General features: G+C 62.9%; 8 protein-coding genes. 4 read left to right on the top strand and 4 right to left on the bottom strand.

Annotated elements, in window-relative coordinates; genetic code table 11:
• Positions 1-4: 4 nt before the first annotated feature.
• Both QLG12_RS27455 and QLG12_RS27460 read right to left on the bottom strand, forming a co-directional pair.
• Complete coding sequence (locus QLG12_RS27455) at positions 5-1,327, bottom strand: ATP-binding protein (RefSeq protein WP_197869069.1); 1,323 nt, start codon at positions 1,325-1,327, stop codon at positions 5-7.
• Entirely contained in the window at positions 1,327-2,007 is a 681-nt protein-coding gene (locus tag QLG12_RS27460; protein ID WP_064378569.1) for a response regulator, read from the bottom strand. The genes QLG12_RS27455 and QLG12_RS27460 overlap by 1 nt, the downstream gene beginning before the upstream one ends.
• Positions 2,008-2,311: 304 nt before the next feature.
• Here QLG12_RS27460 and QLG12_RS27465 point away from each other — a divergent pair, with 304 nt between their 5' ends.
• From QLG12_RS27465 to dsbG, 4 genes are all read left to right on the top strand, one after another.
• Positions 2,312-2,983, top strand: coding sequence for a hypothetical protein (locus QLG12_RS27465; protein WP_197869070.1), 672 nt, complete (start codon positions 2,312-2,314; stop codon positions 2,981-2,983).
• A 122-nt stretch (positions 2,984-3,105) separates the two neighbouring features.
• Positions 3,106-4,836, top strand: coding sequence for a protein-disulfide reductase DsbD (gene dsbD / locus QLG12_RS27470; protein ID WP_197869071.1), 1,731 nt, complete (start codon positions 3,106-3,108; stop codon positions 4,834-4,836).
• Positions 4,836-5,708, top strand: a complete 873-nt coding sequence (locus QLG12_RS27475) for a TlpA disulfide reductase family protein (RefSeq protein WP_282475556.1) — start codon at positions 4,836-4,838, stop codon at positions 5,706-5,708. Before dsbD ends, QLG12_RS27475 begins: the two co-directional genes overlap by 1 nt.
• On the top strand, positions 5,684-6,454 hold the full coding sequence (dsbG, locus tag QLG12_RS27480; protein WP_197869073.1) for a thiol:disulfide interchange protein DsbG: 771 nt from the start codon (positions 5,684-5,686) through the stop codon (positions 6,452-6,454). The genes QLG12_RS27475 and dsbG overlap by 25 nt, the downstream gene beginning before the upstream one ends.
• Before the next feature lie 31 nt (positions 6,455-6,485).
• Here dsbG and QLG12_RS27485 read toward each other — a convergent pair whose 3' ends face one another.
• Together QLG12_RS27485 and QLG12_RS27490 are read right to left on the bottom strand one after the other, a co-directional pair.
• Positions 6,486-7,298, bottom strand: coding sequence for an alpha/beta fold hydrolase (locus QLG12_RS27485; RefSeq protein WP_197869074.1), 813 nt, complete (start codon positions 7,296-7,298; stop codon positions 6,486-6,488).
• A 147-nt stretch (positions 7,299-7,445) separates the two neighbouring features.
• Complete coding sequence (locus QLG12_RS27490) at positions 7,446-20,447, bottom strand: non-ribosomal peptide synthetase (RefSeq protein ID WP_282475557.1); 13,002 nt, start codon at positions 20,445-20,447, stop codon at positions 7,446-7,448.
• Between the last annotated feature and the right edge of the window lie 107 nt (positions 20,448-20,554).

Consider the following 20,554-nt stretch of genomic DNA (forward strand, 5'->3'; position numbering starts at 1 on the left):
CAAGTCAGACCGGTTGCAGCGGCATGGTCAGCTCGACCCGCAAACCATCCGGGCGGCTGTCGAAATGCAAGGTGCAGGCGCAGCGCTGAACGATGGCCTGGACAATCGCCAGCCCCAATCCACACCCAGTGCTCTGGCCGTTGCGCCAGAACCGTTGGGTCAGATGCTGCAGATCGTCCGGGGCAATGCCCGGGCCGTGATCACGTACCACGAAACGCACGCGATTGGCGGTGGTCTCCAGGCTCAGGTCCACCGCGCCGTCCGTCGGCGTGTGACGCAAAGCGTTATCCAGCAGGTTGCGCAGCGCCGCGATCGACAGCACCGCCGGCATTTGCAGGGGCGCAGCGGACAAGTGTTCCGGCAGGTGCAGCCTGATCCGCTGGCGCTGGTCGCTGGCCGAGTCCTGAATCGCCAGTTTCGCCACCTGCTCGGCGCTGCACTGCACGCCGTCGTCGAACGACAGACTGCCTTCGACCCGGGCCAGCAACAGCAATTGCTCAAGGGTCCGGTGCAGACGGTCGGCGCCCTCCTCGGCCCGGGCCAGGGACTGATCGCGAGCGCTGCCATCGGTCATGCGCGCCACTTGCAGGTGGGTCTTGATCGCGGTCAGCGGGCTACGCAGTTCATGGGCGGCATCGCCGGTCAGGCGACGTTCGCGCTCGATGGTCCTGCCGATGCGCTGGAACAGCTGATTCTGGGTTTCGAGCAGCGGTTTCAGTTCGCTGGGAAATGACTGTAACTGCAACGGCTCAAGCGAGTCGGCGTTGCGGCGCATCAAGGCTTCACGCAAGCGGTTGAGCGGTGCCAGGCCCTGGCCGATCCCCAGCCACAACAGGCACAGGCAGCCGAGCAACGCCACGCCCACCGGCACCGAGGCCGCCAGCAGGATCGACATGTTCAGGGCTTCGCGCTCGATCACCCGGTCGGCAGTGGTAATTCGCACATCGCCCCGAGCCAGGGTGAAGCTGCGCCACGGCGCGCCATCGATCATCTGATCGTGGAAGCCCATTTTCTGCGCTTCCAGTGCCTGTTCCGGATTATTGTGGCTGCGAGCGAGGATTTCTCCGCGCAGCGAGCTGACCTGACAGGCCATGCCGCCGGGAATGTTCAGTTGCTCGGCGCTGAAATGCGTACCCTCGCCTTTGCTCGGAATGGCCGGCAATTGTTCCAGCAAGCCGGCGACCATCCGCGCCGACGCCACCAGGCGCTGGTCGAGGGAAAACATCATCTGGTTGCGCAGGTCGCTGAGCATCCAGGCGGCCGCCAGGGCCCAGATCAGCGCGAACGCAGCGCCGAGAGTCAGGCTCAGGCGCAGGCGCAGACTCATCACTTGTCGGTTTCTCCGCCATCGGCCGGGCCCAGGCGATAACCCAAACCGCGCACGGTTTCGACGATGCCCTTGCCCAGTTTGCTGCGCAGGTGATGGATGTGCACGTTGAGCGCATTGCTCTCCAGTTCATCGTTGAAACCGTAGACGCTGTCCTTCAACTGCTCGGTGGACAGCACCCGGCCACGGTTGTGCAGCAAGGCTTGCAACAGGGATTGTTCGCGACGGGACAGATCCACCGGGCGCCCCGCCAGCGTGGTTTCGCGACTGCTCGGGTCGTAGGTCAGTGCGCCATGTTCGATCAGATTGACGCTGCGCCCGGCCACCCGGCGCAACAGGGTTTGCAGACGGGCGAACAGTTCGCGCAGGTCGAACGGTTTGAGCAGGTAGTCGTCGGCGCCGGACTGCAAGCCGTCGACCCGATCCGTGACCGAATCCCGCGCAGTCAGGATCAGCACCGGAATTTCCAGCCCTTGCTGACGCAGTTGTTGCAGCAACTTGAGGCCATCTTCGTCCGGCAGGCCGAGATCGAGCACCATCACGTCAAATTCGGCGACCTTGAGAATCGCCCGCGCCTTGGAGGCCGTGTTGACGTGCTCGACGGTCAGGCCTTGCGCTGTCAGCCCGGCAACAATCCCGCTGGCGATCAACTCGTCGTCTTCGCAAACCAGTACGTGCATGGGAGCTCCATGAGAAAAAACGCGATTCAAGCAGCAGAGGATTAAGCGGCAATTATGGACACTGCCCGCGCCAAGGAAAAGCACGATCCCGATGGCTACGCCCATGGGCGAGTTTTTTATCAAACCCGACTGCCGCAACGGCAACTAAAAACTTAACAAACAACAACTCAACAAGTTCCAACTGACACAAACAGCAATCACAAACCCAGTGCGAAAAAGTTATTCGCCACGGTAATCTCAAAGTGCAAAAGATACAAAGCCGATACAACCGAATCATAACCACTACTTATCAAAGGAAAACCCAATGTCCAAACTCAATAACTTTGTCGCTATCGACTGGCGCTCCGGTGCTGACCGGATTTATTTTTTCTTCAAAGATGCTGATATCTTCTCCCGCTATGACAATGGCGACGAAAAAGTACTGAATGATTATCCAAAACCGATCAAGGGCAACTGGGAAGGGTTCGATGCCCATGCCAAGCACCTGCGCTTCGGATTTACACAAACACAAGCGGGCGACAAGGACATTAGCTGGTTGTTCTTTTACAACGGCAATCGTCCATGGGTTTGCGCCTATAACCAGGACACTGACAAGGCTGATGCCTTTTACAATCTCGCCAATTCTCTCTGGACCCCTATCCTGCCGTACTTCGACAGAATTGTTGCCGGCACCTGGCTGGAAGCAATCGGGCACAAGTACCTGTTTCGCTTCCTGTTAAAGGATGGCACTCATCTGACATTCGATACTGTAACGCAAAAAATAAACCACCAACCCAATTCAGTACTACCTGGACTTGAACCGTATAAACATCGTCTTATTACCGCTGCGCAAATCGACCCCACTTTCAGCGATAACCTGTGGTACATCTTCCTGACTAATGAGCAATTCGTGATTTACAACATGCAAAAAGGCCGAGTCGAAGGAGATGCGCACAATATCAATGGCAGATTCGCCGGATTAACCCGGGGTCTCTGACGTCCCGTTTAGCTGGAAGCTTCAGTGCTTCGCGGTTTTGGCGCATGGATGTTCCCGGTTAATCATCGGTTAATCACTGCCCGCCATTGTGCCCCTCAATTGCACAGGGACAAGGCTTCTCCATGCGTCATTTTTTTCTGTTTTTTGCACTGTTGATTTCAAGTCTGGCCCAGGCGGGGAACGATCCCTTTGCTTCAAAACCGGAGTTTCTGCCGGTCGACAAGGCATTCGTGTTGACCTCGGAACGTCTGGATTCCGGTGAGACCCAGCTGTTCTGGCAAATTGCCGACGGTTATTACCTGTATCAGAAGCGCCTGAAGTTCGACGGGCTGGCGACGGAGAACGTCCCGGCCCTGCCCGAAGGCGAGTCCCACAGCGACGAGTATTTCGGCGAGCAACCGGTTTATCGCCAGGGCCTCGAGCTGAAAATCCCGTCATCCGCCCAAGGCCAGATCAAGGTCACTTATCAGGGCTGTGCCGATGCCGGTCTTTGCTATCCCCCGCAAACGCGAGTGATCGACCTCGGCGGCAAAGCCGCAGCAACGACAGATGAAGCACCGGATCAGGCACTGGCCAGCGGTCTTCAGCAGCACTCACTGGGCTGGAGCCTGCTGGTGTTCTTCGGTCTCGGTCTACTGCTGGCGTTTGCGCCGTGCTCGTTGCCGATGCTGCCGATTCTGGCGGGCATGGTGGTGGGCAGCGGTGCCACGCCGCGTCGCGGTTTCGCGCTGGCCGGCAGTTATGTAGTTTGCATGGCGCTGGTGTACGCAGCGATGGGCGTCATCGCCGCGCTGCTGGGGGCCAACTTGCAGGCGTGGTTGCAGAACCCATGGTTGCTCGGAACGTTCGCGGCCGTGTTTGTTGTTCTGGCGCTGCCGATGTTCGGCTTCTTCGAGCTGCAATTGCCGGTGGCCCTGCGGGATCGACTGGAACACGCCTCGCGCAGTCAGCGCGGTGGCAGCCTGATCGGCGCCGGCGTATTGGGCGCACTGTCCGGTCTGCTGGTCGGCCCGTGCATGACCGCACCACTGGCCGGCGCCCTGCTCTACATCGCGCAAAGCGGCAACGCACTGCACGGCGGCCTGATCCTGTTTGCCCTGGGCATCGGCATCGGCGTGCCGCTGCTGTTGCTGGTGACGGTCGGCAATCGCTTCCTGCCCAAGCCCGGCGCGTGGATGAATCTGCTCAAAGGCGTGTTTGGTTTCCTGTTCCTCGCCACCGCGCTGCTGATGCTGCGACCGGTGCTGGATCCGTCGCTGTGGCTGGGTCTGTGCGGCGCGCTGCTGTTGATCGCCGCTTACAGCGCCTGGAAACAATCCGAGGGTTTTGGTCGCGTGGCGCAGTTGTTCGGTGCCGGTTCGCTGTTGCTGGGCTTGTGGGGCAGTCTGTTGGTGGTCGGTGCGGCGGGCGGCAGTGACGACCCGTATCAGCCGTTGCAGGTGTACAGCGCCGGCCGCGTCGGCACGGCGGCCCCGAACGGCCACGAAGCCTTCACGACGATCAAGGATCCCGCCGCCCTGCAACGTGAGCTTGACGCCGCCAAAGCTCAGGGCCAGTGGGTGCTGCTCGACTACTACGCCGACTGGTGCGTGTCGTGCAAAGTGATGGAGAAACAGGTGTTCGGCCAGGCGCGGGTGATGCAGGCCCTGAGCGATGTGCGCTTGCTCCGACTCGACGTCACCGCCGACAATGCCGCCAGCCGCGAACTGCTCGGCCGTTATAAAGTGCCGGGGCCACCGAGTTTCGTGTGGATCGGCGACGACGGCGAAGAGCGCCGCAGCCAGCGCATCACCGGCGAGGTCGATGCCGATACTTTCCTGCAACGCTGGACCACCACCCGAGACGCCCGTTAATGCTGACCTTCACCCTCGGCACCTTTGCCATCGCCCTCAACCACCTGCTGCTGATCAGCGCGCTGGCGCTGGCGACCTTCGTCGGCTGGCGGGTGGCCAAGCGCGGCGGTGACAACCCCGAGTCGGCGCTGTTCAGCCTGTTTCTGCTCGGCATGCTGGCGGCGCGCATGGCATTTGTCGCCATGTACTGGGGGCACTATCGCAACGATCTCTGGCAGATCATCGACTTGCGCGACGGCGGCTTCCTCGCCTGGCCGGGGGTGATCGTGCTGTTGCTCGCGGCGCTGTATCGCGGCTGGCGCCGGCCGGGTTTGCGTCGACCGCTGGGTTTCGGTGTGGTCAGCGGTGTGGCGTTCTGGGTGCTGGCGACCCTGTCGCTGAACATCTATGAGCAAGGCACGCGCCTGCCGGACATCACCTTGCGCAACGCCGCCGGGGAAACCGTGAAACTCAGCGACTATCAGGGCGGGCCGCTGGTGATCAACCTGTGGGCCACCTGGTGCCCGCCGTGCCGACGGGAAATGCCGGTGCTGGAAAACGCCCAGCAACAACGCCCGGACCTGACGTTCCTGTTCGTCAACCAGGCCGAAAGCATGCAAAGCGTTGCGACTTTTCTCGAAACCCAGGGCCTGAGCCTGAACAACGTGCTGTTCGACCGCAGCGGACGCCTCGGTCAGGCCGTGGGTTCCATGGCCCTGCCGACTACCCTGTTCTATAGCCCGGACGGTCGTCTGCTGAGCAGCCATCTGGGCGAGCTGTCGAACGCCAGCCTGGCCCGCGCCCTGGAAAACTTCGACACCCCGGCTTCCAGCCCGAATCCGGCCACCTCTTCTTCAAGGAAACTGCCATGCCCCGCCTCCGCCACCTGCTGACGCTGACCATGAGCGCAGCCCTGCTGCACTTGCCGTCGGTCCAGGCCGCCGAAGAATTGCCTGAAGCGATCAAGAAGATTGAAGCCAAGGGCGCAAAAATCGTCGGCCAGTTCGACGCACCGGACGGCTTGCGCGGTTACGCCGCGCAATACCAGAACCGCGGCATGGCGCTGTACCTGACGCCGGACGGCAAGCACGTGCTGCTGGGCAACCTGTACGACGCCGACGGCAACGACCTGAGCAGCGCGCCGCTGCAAAAACTGGTCTACGCGCCGATGGCCAAGGAAGTCTGGGCCAAGTTCGAGGCCAGCAACTGGATTCAGGACGGCAACAAGGACGCACCACGCACGGTGTACCTGTTCAGTGATCCAAACTGCCCGTACTGCAACATGTTCTGGGAACAGGCCCGCCCATGGGTCAAGGCCGGCAAGGTGCAGTTGCGGCACATCATGGTCGGCATCATCCGCGAAGACAGCCCGGCCAAAGCCGCCGCCCTGCTCGCCGCCAAAGACCCGAGCAAAGCCCTGGAAGATCACGAGAAAGCCGGCAAGGCCAGCACGCTCAAGGCCTTGAAGGACATTCCGGTGGCCGTGCAGACCAGACTCGCGGCGAACATGCAGTTGATGGAAGACCTGGACTTGCAGGCCACCCCGGCGATCTTCTACATGGACGACAAGGGCGAATTGCAACAACAGCAAGGCGCGCCGACGCCGGACAAACTGGCGAAGATTCTCGGTCCGAAATAAAAAACGCCCACGCAATGCGTGGGCGTTTTCGTTACTTCAGCCCAGCCAGAAACTTCAGCAGCGTGTCGGTCACGAAGGTTGGATTCTCCAGATTGGAGATATGCCCCGCCTCCGGCACCAGCACACACGAACAGCCAATCAACTCAGCCATTTCCCGTGCTTCCGACGGCGGGCGTGGCTTGTCCTGGTCGCCGCAGACCACCAGTGTGGTCGCCGCATTCAGCTCGCCCAGACGCGGCAACAGGTCATCACGGCCAAAGGTGATGCGCCCCATCGGCACGATGCTCTCGCGCAGGCGTTCAGCTGAATAGCCGGCGAGTTTTGCGCGGAAATCCTGATACAGCGCCGACTCTTTATCGATGCCCGGGCGGAAGAAAATCGGCACCACGATATCCAGCAGTGGCTCGGAGATCCCGCCGCTTTCCTCGATCTGTTTGAACAGCGAGAAGTAGTACTGGCGAGTCGGCTCCGGCTCGACGCCGACGTAGGTGTCCATCAGCACCAGACCGTTGAGCCGTTGCGGCGCCGACAACGCCAGGCGCACGCCCCACATGCCGCCGACCGACAGCCCGACCAGCGTCACCCGGTCGATGTCCAGATGATCGAGCAAGGCCAGCGCCTGGCGTGCGATGTCATCCAGTGATGTGGTGCCTTCAGGCAAGCGCCCCGATTCACCATGGCCCCAGAGGTCCAGCGCAATCACCCGATAGTGAGGCGACAGCGCTGCGATCTGAGGCGCCCACATGGCCTGGTCCCACAGGTAGCTGCCGGCCAGCAATACCGCCGGGCCCGTGCCTTGATCAATGTAGTGAAGCGCCTGTCCGTCAACTTCGAAGAAAGCCATCGATCACCCCCGCGACAAAAAAAGAGAACCGGCAGACTGGGCTGCCGGTTCAGGATCGTCAACTATACAAACGTACATCCATGTACCGACGCAATTGCGTTGAACGCACCGACTTGCCAGCGAAGAGGCCGGTACAGGCGCCAGAGATTAAAGCCCCTCCAACTCCGCCATCAGGTCATTCAGTCGATCAACCTTCTCCTCGGTAATGTCACTGGCCGCCAGCCCTTCGATGTATGCGGCCAGTTCCTCCACCGTGCTGCACTCGAACATGGCGCGCAGCGGCACGTCCCGTTGCAAGGCTTTTTGCACCCGCGAAGCAATCTGCGTGGCCAGCAACGAATGGCCGCCGAGTTCGAAGAAGTTGTCGCGTACCCCGACCTTCTCGACCTTCAGCACCTCGGCCCAGATATCGGCCAGGGTCTGCTCCAGATCGCTGCGCGGTGCCAGGTAATCCTGGCTCTGCAACTGGCCGATTTCCAGCGCCGGCAGGGCCTTGCGGTCGAGTTTGCCGTTGGCGTTGAGCGGCAACCGGTCGAGCCACAACCAGTGCAGCGGCACCATGTATTCCGGCAGTTCGGCGCGCAGGCGCTGCTTGATTCGCTCCAGACGTTCGCTTTGGTTCAGTGCAGAATCTGCGGCCACCAGGTAGCCAACCAGATGCTTGCCGTTGACGCCCTCCTGCACACCGACCGCACCATCGCGGACTTCAGGTTGTTCGTGCAGACGCGCTTCGATTTCACCCAGCTCGATCCGGTAACCGCGAATCTTCACCTGATGGTCGACCCGGCCGACGTACTCCAGCACCCCGTCACTGCGGCGGCGCGCCAGGTCTCCGGTGCGGTACAGACGCTCCCCCGGCGCACCGAATGGATTCGGCACGAACACCGGCGCGGTGCGCAGCGGATCGCTGACATAACCGCGACCGACCCCGGTGCCCGCCACACACAACTCACCCACCGCACCCAGCGGCACCAGATCCAGCGCGCCATCGAGCAGGTACAGCAAATTGTTGTCGGTCGGCGTACCGATCGGCAGGTAGCTGCCGCGAGTCGAGGCCAGGTCGACGCGGAAGAACGCCACGTCGTCCGAGCATTCCGCCGGGCCATAGGCGTTGACCAGACCGATCTCCGGGTAACGCAGCAGCCACTGGTGCGCCAGTTCCGGCGGCATGGCTTCACCGGTCGGCAGCATCCAGCGCAGCCCGTCGAGGCTCAGGCGATCCGAAGCGAGCATGCCCTGAATCAGCGACGGCACACTTTCCAGCACGGTGATGCCCTGCTGCTGCACATGCACCAGCAAGCCTTGCGGATCGTGGGCGATGGTGTTCGGCACGATGTCCACCCGCGCACCGAACAGCGGCGCGGCGAGGAACTGCCAGACCGAAATGTCGAAGCTTTGCGAAGCAGTCTGGGCAATCACATCGGCGTCGCTCAGGTTCAGGTACGGCACCTTGCTCAACTGGTTGTTGAGCATGCCGCGCTGCTCGACCATCACGCCTTTCGGCAACCCGGTGGAGCCCGAGGTGTAGATCACGTAGGCCAGGTTGTCCGGCCCGCTGAAGATCCCCGGATTCGCCGACGACACCGCACCCGCCTGAACCTCTTCCCACACCAGCAAGCTTGGGCGGTTGGCGCAGCTGAACTCATCCAGCAAGGTCGTCGCCTGTTCACGGCAAGCTTCGGTGCACACCAGCACCGGCGTACGACTGAGCTCGATGATGCGTTGCAGACGCTGGCTCGGCAGTCCCGGATCCAGCGGCAGGTAACCGGCACCGGCCTTGAAGCTGCCGATGATCATGCCCAGCAGATCCAGATTACGCTCGCCCAGCAGCGCCACCGGTTGATCCCTCTGCACCCCGGCCGCGACCAGTGCATGGCCGAGACGGTTGGCGTTCTGGTTCAATTGCTCGTAGCTCAACTGCTGATCAAGGCAACTGGCGGCAATGCGTTGCGGATGTTGCGCGACCTGTGCTTCGAACAGCTCGACGTAACTCTGCTCCAGCGGATAGTCGTGCTCGCTCTGGTTGCAGCCGTGGAGCAGGAAGTCCTGTTCCTCATCGCCCAGCAGCGGCAGGTCGGCCATGTCGCCATGGAAGCCATCGACCAGCGCCAGCAACAGCCGCTTGAACTCGCCGAGCATGCGCTCGATGGTCGACTCGTCGAAGTAACGCTGGTCGTAAGACAGATGCAGACCGAGGTCATCGCCCGGATAGCAAACGGCGGTCAGCGGGAAGTTGGTGTGGGTACGGCCCGAATCCGAGGTCGCATTGAGGCTCTGCGCGCGGTTCAGCACCGAGACTTCTACCGGGGCGTTTTCGAACACGAACAGACTGTCGAACAGCGGCTGGCCTTTCGGCAGTTCGCTTTGTTCCTGGATGTTCACCAGCGGCAGGTATTCGTACTCGCGCAGTTGCATGTTGCTGTCGAGCAGACCGCTCAGCCACTGACGCACGCTGGCTCGCTGGTCGTCCGCCGGGATCTGCACCCGCAGCGCAATGCTGTTGATGAACAGGCCGACGGTGCGTTGCATCTCCGGCATCTCCACCGGGCGTCCGGCCACAGTCACGCCGAACAGCACGTCGCGATCACCACTCATGCGGCGCAGCACCAGTGCCCACGCCGCCTGGGCGAAGGTGTTGATGGTCAGTTGATGGGCCTGGGCCAGTTCACGCAGACGGGCGCCGTCCTCGACATTCAGTCGGGTGTAGCGGTCACCGACGATCATGCCGCCGCTTTCGCCGGCGTGTTCACGCAGGAACGGACGGTCGCTCGGAATCGGCGTGGTGCGCTCGAAGCCTTGCAGGTTCTGCTGCCACCACTGGCGCGCTTCGGCCAGGCTCTGGCGTTGCAGCCAGCCGATGTAATCGCGGTAGCGCGGCGGCACCGCCAATTGTGCTTCGCGACCTTCGCCAAGGGCGGTGTAGATTTCGAAGAAATCGTTCATCAGCAGCGAGCGGCACCAGGCATCGATCAGGATGTGGTGGTTGCTCATCATGAACCAGTAACGCGCCGCGCCGACCTTGATCAGACGCAGGTGGAACGGTGCCTGATTGAGCAGATCGAACCCGGCTTCGCGTTCGGCCTTGAGCAGCGCTTGCAGTTTCGGCTCCTGCTCGGCGTCGGCGATGGCGCTCCAGTCCAGATACTCGATTGGCGTGCTACCCGGGGTGTGGATCACTTGCAGCATGTCTTCGCCAACGTTCCAGCAGAACGACGCACGCAGCGCTTCATGACGGGCGACCACTGCTTGCCACGCCTGGGCGAAACGCTCGGGGTCGAGTTCGCTGTTGATGCGGTAGCGATCCTGCATGTAGTACAGACCGGTGCCCGGTTCGAGCAAGGTGTGCAGCAGCATGCCTTCCTGCATCGGGGTCAGCGGGTACACGTCTTCGATGTGCGCCGCCGGCACCGGCAATGCATCAAGTTGCGCCTGGGTCAGTTTCGCCAGCGGGAAGTCCGACGGCGTCAGGCCACCGGCCTCGTCTTGCAGGCAATGTTCAATCAGGCTCTGCAACTCGCCGATGTAGGCATCGGCCAGCTCGCTGATGGTCTGCGCGGCGTAGCGTTCGGCGCTGAAGGTCCAGCGCAGCAGCAACTCACCGCCGTACACCTGACTGTCGACGCTCAACTCGTTCGGCAACGGTGCGTGCGGATCGTGGGCCCCGCCGACCGGCTCGTCGAGCGGACGGAACAGCGCATCGTTGCCGAAGCTCTGGTCGAACTGGCCGAGGTAGTTAAACGTGATCGGCGCATTCGGCAACGCCGCCATGCTATGGCGGCTGTCGTCATCGGCCAGATAACGCAGCACACCATAACCGAGGCCCTTGTGCGGAACGGCGCGCAGCTGTTCCTTGATCGCCTTGATCGAAGCGCCCTGCCCGGCGGCCTCTTCGATGTTGTGTGGGGTCAGGCGCAGCGGATAGGCGCTGGTGAACCATCCGACGGTGCGGGTCAGGTCGATCTCGTCGAACAGGGTTTCGCGGCCGTGGCCTTCCAGTTGAATCAGCGCCGACGGCTGACCGCTCCAGCGGCAAAGCACGCGGGCCAGCGCGGTCAGCAACAGGTCGTTGACCTGCGTGCGGTAGGCGCTCGGTGCCTGTTGCAATAGCTGCTTCGTGCGCTCGGCATCCAGACGCACGCTGACGGTTTGCGCATGGCGATTCTCGCGACCGCCCTCAGGGTGTTCGCACGGCAAGTCGGCATTCGGGCCGGCCAGGTGCCCCTGCCACCAGCTCAATTCTTCACGCAGGGATTCGCTGCCGGCGTAAGCCTGCAAGCGTGCCGCCCAGTCCTTGAAGGCGCTGGTTTTCGCCGGCAGTTTCACCGACTGATCGGCGTCGAGCTGGCGATACACGGTTTGCAGATCGTCGAGCAGAACCCGCCACGACACACCGTCGACCACCAGGTGATGGATCGCGATGAACAGCCGTTGCTGAGCGTCCGGCCCATCGACCAGCACGGCACGCAGCAACGGGCCCTGGGCAAGATCGAGACTGCGCTGAGCATCGGCGAACAGCGCGGCGCACTTGTCCATCGACGGCACGCGGACTTGCCACAGCACGGTGGCATCGGTCACCGGTTGATGGGTTGTCTGCCATGCGCCGTTGACCTCGCTGAAGCGCAGACGCAGGGCGTCATGTTGCTCGATTACCGCCAACAGCGCTTGCTCCAGACGATGAGGTTCCAGCGCAACCGTCGGCTCCAGCAGCAACGCCTGGTTCCAGTGTTGACGCTCGGGGATATCGGTGTCGAAGAACCAGTGCTGGATCGGCGTCAGACGCGATTCGCCAGTCACCAGACCTTGCTCGGCGGTGACGGTTTCACTGCGGCTGGCGACAGCGGCCAGGGTCTGCACGGTCTGGTGCTGGAACAGATCGCGCGGGCTGAAGTGAATGCCCTGCTGCCGTGCCCGGCTGACCACTTGAATCGACAGGATCGAGTCGCCGCCCAGTTCGAAGAAATTGTCGTTCAGACCGACCTGCTCGACGTTGAGCACCTCGCACCAGATCTGCGCCAGGGTCTGCTCCAGCTCGTTGCTCGGCGCTACGTAATCCTGACGATTGAGCTCCGGATCCGGTGCCGGCAACGCGCGGCGGTCGAGCTTGCCGTTGGCGGTCAGCGGCATGCTGGCCAGCAGAATCAGATGGGTCGGCACCATGTAGTCCGGCAGTTGCGTCTTCAGGTGCGCCTTCAGTGCTTCGCGCAGTTCGGCCTGCTCGGCTTCGCTTCGCGAAGCGATCTCGGTCACCAGATAGCCGACCAGTTGCTTGCCGCTCGGCGCATCCAGCGCCAGCACCACCGCTTCGCGGATCGAGTCGTGATCGAGCAGGCGGGTTTCGATCTCGCCCAGTTCGATCCGGAAACCGCGGATCTTCACCTGATGGTCGATCCGCCCCAGATACTCCACCAAGCCATCGGCGCGCTGGCGCACCAGGTCGCCGGTGCGGTACATGCGCCCGCCATCGGCGGCAAACGGGTCGGCGACGAAACGTTCGGCAGTGATGCTCGCACGCTCGTGATACCCCTGGGACAGACCGGTGCCGCCGACAAACAATTCACCGGTCGCGCCTTGCGGCACCAGCGCCAGATCGGCGTCGAGAATGTAGGCCACGCGATCACCGATCACGCTGCCGATCGGCACACTGCCGGCGCCCTCCTCCAATACTTCCGGCGCAAGACTGGCCAACGGCATGACCACGGTTTCGGTCGGGCCGTAGGCGTTGAAGAACAGGCTCGGTTTGAACGCCGCGCGAATTCGTTGCAGGTGTTCGCCGGTCAGCGCTTCGCCGCCGGTGATGATCATCCGCACCGGCAAAACCTCGTTTTGCGTCGCGAGAAACTGCGCCAACTGGCTGCCGTAGCTCGGGGTGAAACCGAGAATATTGATCCGGTGTTCGCGGATCAGCCCGCAGATTTGTTCCGCGTCCCACTGACCCTGCGCACGCAGCACCACCTGCGCGCCGCTGAGCAGCGGCACCAGCAGACGCTCGGTGGCGGCGTCGAAGTTGATCGAATAGAAATGCAGCTCGCAGTCGTCCGGACGCATGCCGAAGCGTTCGATCACCGCCTGGCAATGCATGGCGATTTCACCGTGGGACACCACCACGCCTTTCGGCTTGCCAGTGGAACCCGAGGTGTAAATCAGGTACGCCTGATGCTGCGGCAGGCTGATAAATGGCAGCTCGGTAGCCGGGTAATCGGCCAGTGCGGCGCTGTCGTCTTCCAGGCACCAGCGCGCCACGTTCGACGGCAGTTCGCCGAGGGCCTTGAACATCGCCCGGTCGCTGAGCAGCAGGCCGACGCCGCTGTCTTCGATCATGTAATGCAGGCGGTCGAGCGGGTATTCCGGGTCCAGCGGCACGTAGGCGCCACCGGCCTTGAGGATGGCCAACAGGCCGACGACCATTTCCAGCGAACGCTCCAGCGCCAGGCCGACCCGCACTTGCGGGCCGACACCGCGTTCACGCAGGGCCCAGGCCAGGCGATTGGCGCGGGCGTCAAGTTCGGCGTAGCTCAGGGTCTGCCCGGCGAAGGTCAGGGCCGGTGCATCTTTACGCACCAGCGCCTGCTCGGCAAACAGATGATGAATGCACTGATCGAGACGACGCTCGCCCGGCTCGACGCCAAGGCTGTCGAGCAATTGCTGTTGTTCAGGCGCATCGAGCAGCGGCAGTTCGCTGAGGCGCTGTTGCGGGTCGGCGATCAGCGCTTCCAGCAGGTTGCGCCAGTGCCTGGCCATGCGCGCAATGGTCGGCTCGTCGAACAGATCGGTGCTGTACGTCAGGCAGCAACCGAGGCGATGGTCGAGGTCGGTGACTTCCAGGTTGAGGTCAAACTTGGTCGCCCGCGCATCGTTGGCCAGGTACTCGACGGTCATGCCGGCGAGCGTGCGGCTCTGCTGGAATTCCCAGCGCTGCACATTGCACATCACCTGGAACAGCGGGTTGTACGCCGCGCTGCGCGGTGGTTGCAGGGCTTCAACCAGATGATCGAACGGCAGATCCTGATGGGACTGCCCTTCGATCACGGTATGGCGCACCTGCTCGAACAATTCGCCGACCGACATCTGACCGTCGAGCTGGCAACGCAGCACCTGGGTGTTGAGGAACGCACCGATCAGCCCTTCGCTTTCCGGACGGATACGGTTGGCCACCGGCGCACCGATGCGCAGATCGGTCTGGCCGCTATAGCGATAGAGCAACGTTGCAAGTGCGGCGGTCATGGTCATGAACAGGGTCAGACCGTTCTGCGCATTGAACGCCCGGACGCGAGCAGCAAGGTCATCGCTGAGGTCGAAACGGAACAACTCACCCTGGTGGCTTTGCACTGGCGGACGCGGACGGTCGCCCGGCAATTCCAGCAGTGGATGTTCGCGGCCCAGTTGTGCAGTCCAGTAGTCGAGCTGACGCTGACGCTCGCCGGACTCCAGCCAGTTGCGCTGCCACACGCTGTAGTCGAGGTACTGCACCGGCAGCGGCTCCAGCGGCGAATCGCGGTCATCGACGAACGCTTCGTACAGCGCGCTGAGCTCACGGGCAAAGATGTCCATTGCCCAGCCTTCGGTGACGATGTGGTGCAGGGTCAGGACGAAGTAATGCTCCTGCTCGGCGGTCTTGACCAGGCAGGCGCGCAGCAGCGGACCGGTTTCCAGATCGAACGGCAGGTGCGCTTCGTCGTCGGCCAGTTGCTGGACTTTCTGCTCGCGCACATCGGCGGCGAATTTCGAAAAATCCTTCCAGTCCATGCGCACGCTGGTCTCGGCATGCACCTGCTGACGGGCCACGCCGTCGATACTCGGGAACGTGGTGCGCAGGGTTTCGTGGCGCAGGATCAACGCTTGCAGCGCCGCTTCGAAACGCTCGACATGCAAGACGCCACGCAGGCGCGCCATGCCGCCGACGTTGTACGCCGGGCTGTCCGGCTCCATCTGCCAGAGGAACCACATGCGCTGTTGTGAGTAGGACAGCGGTACCGGTTTGCTGCGATCAACCTTGTCGATCGGCGGCTGTTTGTTGGTGCGACCGCTGGCCTGGATCTGGCCGATCTGCTCGGCGAAATCACCGAGTTCGCTGTGCTCGAACAAGGCGCGCAGCGGCAGCTCGACGTCGCAGGCTTGGCGGGTGCGGGAGATGATTTGCGTGGCCAGCAGCGAGTGACCGCCGAGGGCGAAGAAGTCATCGCGCAGACCGACTTGCTTCAGGCCCAGCACTTCACGCCAGATCGCAGCGATCTGCTGTTCCAGCTCGGTGACCGGTTCGACGTGTTCGCGCACTTGCCATTGCGGCTCGGGCAAGGCGCGGCGGTCGAGTTTGCCGCTCGGGCTCAGGGGCATGGCGTCCAGACGCATCAACTGCGCCGGGACCATGTATTCCGGCAGTTCGGCGGCCAGTGCGGATTTCAGGCGAGCGATTTGCCCGTCCTGATCTTCATTGGCGTCGGTGGTGGTGAAGTAACCAATCAGTTGCGGGCCGGCGACGGTTTCACGCACCAGCACGGCGGCTTGGGCCACACCGTCCTGAGCCAGCAGACGCGCTTCGATCTCTTCCGGCTCGACGCGGAAGCCGCGCAGTTTGACCTGCTGATCGAGACGGCCGAGGTATTCGATCACACCATCGTTGGTCCAGCGCGCGCGGTCACCGGTGCGGTACAGACGCGCACCCTGCTCGCCCAGCGGATCGACCACGAAACGTTCGGCGGTCAATGCCGGGCGGCCGAGATAACCCCGGGCCAGGCCGATGCCGCTGATGCACAGTTCACCCGGCACACCGGCCGGCACTGGATTGAGATCGCTGTCGAGCACGCGGCAGACCACGTTGCCCAGCGGACGGCCAATCGGCGAACGCTCGCCATCGGCCACGGTGCAATGCCAGTGAGTGACGTTGATCGCGGTTTCGGTTGGGCCGTAACGGTTGTGCAGTTGCACCGCTGGCAGTTGCGCCAGCACGCGGTTGCGCAGTTCCGCCGGCAGCGCTTCACCGCCGGAGAACACGCGGCGCAGGCTGGTGCATTCGGCACTCAACGGTTCGTCGATGAACAGCGAAAGCAGCGGCGGCACGAAGTGCAACGTGGTCACGCCGTACTGTTGAACCAGCTGCGCGATGCGATGCGGATCGCGGTGTTCGCCGGGGCCGGCGATCAGCAGGCGCGCACCGGTAATCAGCGGCCAGAAGCACTCCCACACCGACACGTCGAAACTGATCGGCGCCTTTTGCATCAGCACATCGGTGTCGTTCAGGCGATAGGTGTTCTGCATCCATTGCAGACGTTCGGCCAGCGCCGCGTGAGTGTTGCCCACGCCTTTCGGCTGGCCGGTGGAGCCCGAGGTGTAAATCACGTAGGCGAGGTTGTCGCCGTGCAGGTGCAGGCCCGGTGCCTGGCTCGGCCAGTTTTCCAGGTGCAGGGTGTCCATGGCGATCACACTGACGCCTTCGCTGGCCGGCAAGCGGTCGAGCAATGCCGTCTGGGTCAGCAGCAGTTCGACGCCGCTGTCGCTGAGCATGTAGGCCAGGCGATCGGCCGGGTAATCCGGGTCCAGCGGCACGTAGGCGCCACCGGCCTTGATGATCGCCAGCAGACCGATCAACAGTTGCGGTGAACGCTCGGCAGCGATGGCCACGCAGACGTCCGGGCCGACGCCCTTGTCGCGCAGGTAATGGGCGAGACGGTTGGCCTGGGCGTGCAGTTCGGCGAAGTCGAGGCTACCACCGTCCCACACCAGCGCGGTGCGATCAGGGGTCTGACGGGCCTGTTCATTGAGCAGTTCCGGCAGCCATTGTTGCGCCGAGGTGCACGGGGCGACGCTCCACGCAGTTTGCTGAGAGTGTTCGGCGGCGGTCAGCAGTTGCAGATCGGCGATGGCTTGTTCCGGATGTTCGCAGACTGCACGCAGCAGGTTGCTGAAATGCTCGGCGAGGCGTTCGATGGTCGCGGCGTCGAACAGCTCATCGGCGTAGTCGAAGGACAGCGTCAGGCGACCGTTGCGGTCTTCTTCACTGTGCAGTTGCAGATCGAACTTGGCCTCGCGGCTGTGCCACGGCAGCTCTTCGGCGAGCAGGCCCGGCAGGCGCTTGAGCGCACTCAGGTCACGTTGCTGGTGGTTGAACATGACCTGAAACAGACCTTGTTCGCGGGCCTGCGGGAAGGCTTCGAGCAGTTGTTCGAATGGTAGATCCTGATTCGCCTGAGCACCGAGCGCAGCCTGACGGGTTTGCGCCAGCAGTTCGGTGAACGGCAGACGCGAATCGACGTCGGCGCGCAGCACCTGAGTGTTGATGAAGAAGCCGATCAGGCCATGAGTTTCCAGGCGCGGACGGTTGGCGTTGGGTACGCCGATGCGGATGTCGCGTTGGCCGCTGTAGCGATGCAACAGGCTCTGGAACGCCGAGAGCAGCAGCATGAACGGTGTGGATTGATAGGCCTGTGCCGTCTGGCGAATGGCGTCGCTGAGGCTGATTCCCAGACGAACGCTGTGGCGTGCGGCGCTGTGCTTTTTCTTGGCCGAGCGCGGATGGTCGGTCGCCAGTTCCAGGGTCGGATGCTCCTCCCCCAACTGTGCTTTCCAGTACGCCAGTTGTCGCTCACCCTCGCCTTGCGCCAGCCATTGGCGCTGCCAGCTGCCGTAGTCCGCGTATTGGGTCGGCAGCGGCGCCAGTTCGGCACGCTGGCCTTGGGAAGCGGCGGCGTAAAGGCGCGAAAACTCGTCGATGAAAACGTTCAGCGACCAGCCGTCGGCGATGATGTGGTGCATCGTCACCAGCAACTGGTGATCTTCATCGTCGAGGCGAACCAGCGTCACCCGCAGCAGCGGGCCTTTCTCCAGGTCGAACCGGGTGCGGGCTTCGTCCTCGCGGATCTGTTGTGCGCGGGCTTCACGCTCGCTGGCCGGCAGGTCGCTGATGTCGATCAGTTGCAGGTTGAACTCGCCCGCCGCTTCGACCTGTTGCAGGGCCACACCGTCGCGTTCGAAGAAGCGCGTGCGCAGGGATTCGTGGCGCTCGATCAGTTGCTGGAAACTGGCGCGCAGGGCGTCCTCGTCCAGTTCGCCACGCAGACGCAAGGCACCGGGAATATTGTAGGCGCTGCTCTGCGGATCGAGCTGCCATGTGATCCACAAACGGTTTTGCGCCAGCGATTGCGGCAGTGCTTCGTTGCGCGACAACGCGGTGATTTCGCCTTGGGCGCTGCCGCCGTCCTGTTGCTGCTGCGCCACGGCGGCGGCGAACGCGGACAGGGTCGGGGCTTCGAACAGAAGGCGCAGATTCAGCTCCAGGCTCAGCTCTTCGCGGACCTTGGCGATCACCTGAGCGGCGGCGATCGAGTTGCCGCCGAGCAGGAAGAAATGATCGTCGGCGTTGACCTGTTTGACGTTGAGGTGCTCAGCCCAGATGTTGCCGATCAGACCTTCCAGCTCAGATGCGGATGCGGTCGAATCCTGAGCGGTTTGAGCAGTGGCCGACGGGAACACCGCGTAGCTGTCGAGGCTGCCGTCGGCCAGACGATTGCGGCAGGCCGAACGCTGCAACTTGCCGCTGGAGGTCTTCGGCAGCGCACCCGGATTGAGCAACACCACCACGCTCGGCGCTTCCTGATACGCCTCGGCCACCGCTTGGCGAATGGCTTTGATCAGCGCTTCGGGCGGGAGGATTTTCTGCACGCTGCGGCTGATTTCCGCGGCGATGCCGATGCCTTCTTCGCCATTCTGATTGACCGCGAACGCGGCGACACGGCCCTTGCGCACCACCTCCACTTCGTTCTCGACCGTCTTTTCGATGTCCTGCGGATAGAGGTTGTGACCGCGCACGATCAGCATGTCTTTCAAGCGACCGGTGATGAACAGTTCACCGTCGCGAATGAAGCCCAGGTCACCGGTGCGCAGCCAGGTCTGGCTGGCGTGCTGGACGAAGGTCTTGGCAGTCGCCTCGGGGTTGCGCCAGTAGCCGAGGGCGATGCTCGGGCCGGCAGCCCAGACTTCACCGACAGCGTTGTCGGCCAGTTCTTCAAGGGTGTTCGGCTCGACGATCAGCACCGCATGTTCCGGCTGGCTGATGCCGCAGCTCATGATCGGACTGCCCTCGCCCGCTTCGGCGCGGTTCTGTGCGAGGGCTTGATCATCGACGCGCAGTGCAGGAATCCCGGTGCCGCGCGGTGTGCCGGCGACGAACAGGGTCGCTTCCGCCAGACCGTAGGACGCCATGAAGCTGTCTTCGCTGAAACCGCACGCGGTGAACTTCTCGGCGAAGCGTTCGAGGGTGTCGAGACGGATCGGCTCAGAGCCGGAATAGGCCACGCGCCAACGGCTCAGGTCCAGGCGTTCCAGCGCCGATTCGCTGACCCGCTCGCTGCACAGACGATAAGCAAAGTCTGGCCCGCCGCTGATGGTGCCGCCGTATTGGCTGATCGCTTCGAGCCAGCGTAACGGCCGGCCAAGGAAGTACGCCGGCGACATCAGGATGCACGGCACGCCGCTGAAGATCGGTTGCAGCAGACCGCCGATCAGGCCCATGTCGTGGTACAGCGGCAGCCAGCTGACGATCACGTCGTCCGGGTTTACGTCGATGCCGAAACCGTGACGGATCAGCAATTCGTTGGCCACCAGGTTGCCGTGGCTGACCTGCACGCCCTTGGGCAGCGCGGTGGAGCCGGAGGTGTATTGCAGGAAGGCGATGTGGTCTTGTGGCAAGGTCAGTTCGACCCAGCGCTCGGCTAGCTCAGCGTCGAGAGTGTCGACGCACAACAGCGGCGGCGCGCCATCGATTTGCTGCAAGGCGTCGCGCAGGTCGGCGCTGGTCAGCAGCAGACGCGGTTCGGCGTCGGCAATGATCGACAGCAGGCGTTCCTGATGGTGACGCTTGGCCGATTCCGGCGGATAGGCCGGCACCGCGATCACACCCGCGTACAGGCAACCGAAGAACGCCGCTACGTAATCCGGACCGCTCGGAAACAGCAACACCGCGCGATCACCGAACCCGGCCTCGGCCTGCAACGCGGCGGCAATGGCGCGTGCGCGTTGATCGAGTTCGCGATAACTGAGCACCACAGCCTGCTCCTCGGTTTCGGCGAGAAAGCGCAAGGCCAGCCGATCCGGCGTCAGGGCCGCGCGGCGCTGGAGGGCTTGGACCAGGGTGCTGGGGAGTTCGAACGCGTCGGTCATGAGGTTTCCTGCCTGAATTCGGCTTGCTGGTGGAATCGGGTTGGCTGCGGCATGCCCATGCAAGGCATGCGGGACACGGTCTTCGCCGACCGTGCAAGGCATTGGAA

Source organism: Pseudomonas sp. V88_4 (assembly GCF_029967985.1).
Classification (GTDB): Bacteria; Pseudomonadota; Gammaproteobacteria; order Pseudomonadales; family Pseudomonadaceae; genus Aquipseudomonas; species Aquipseudomonas glycinae.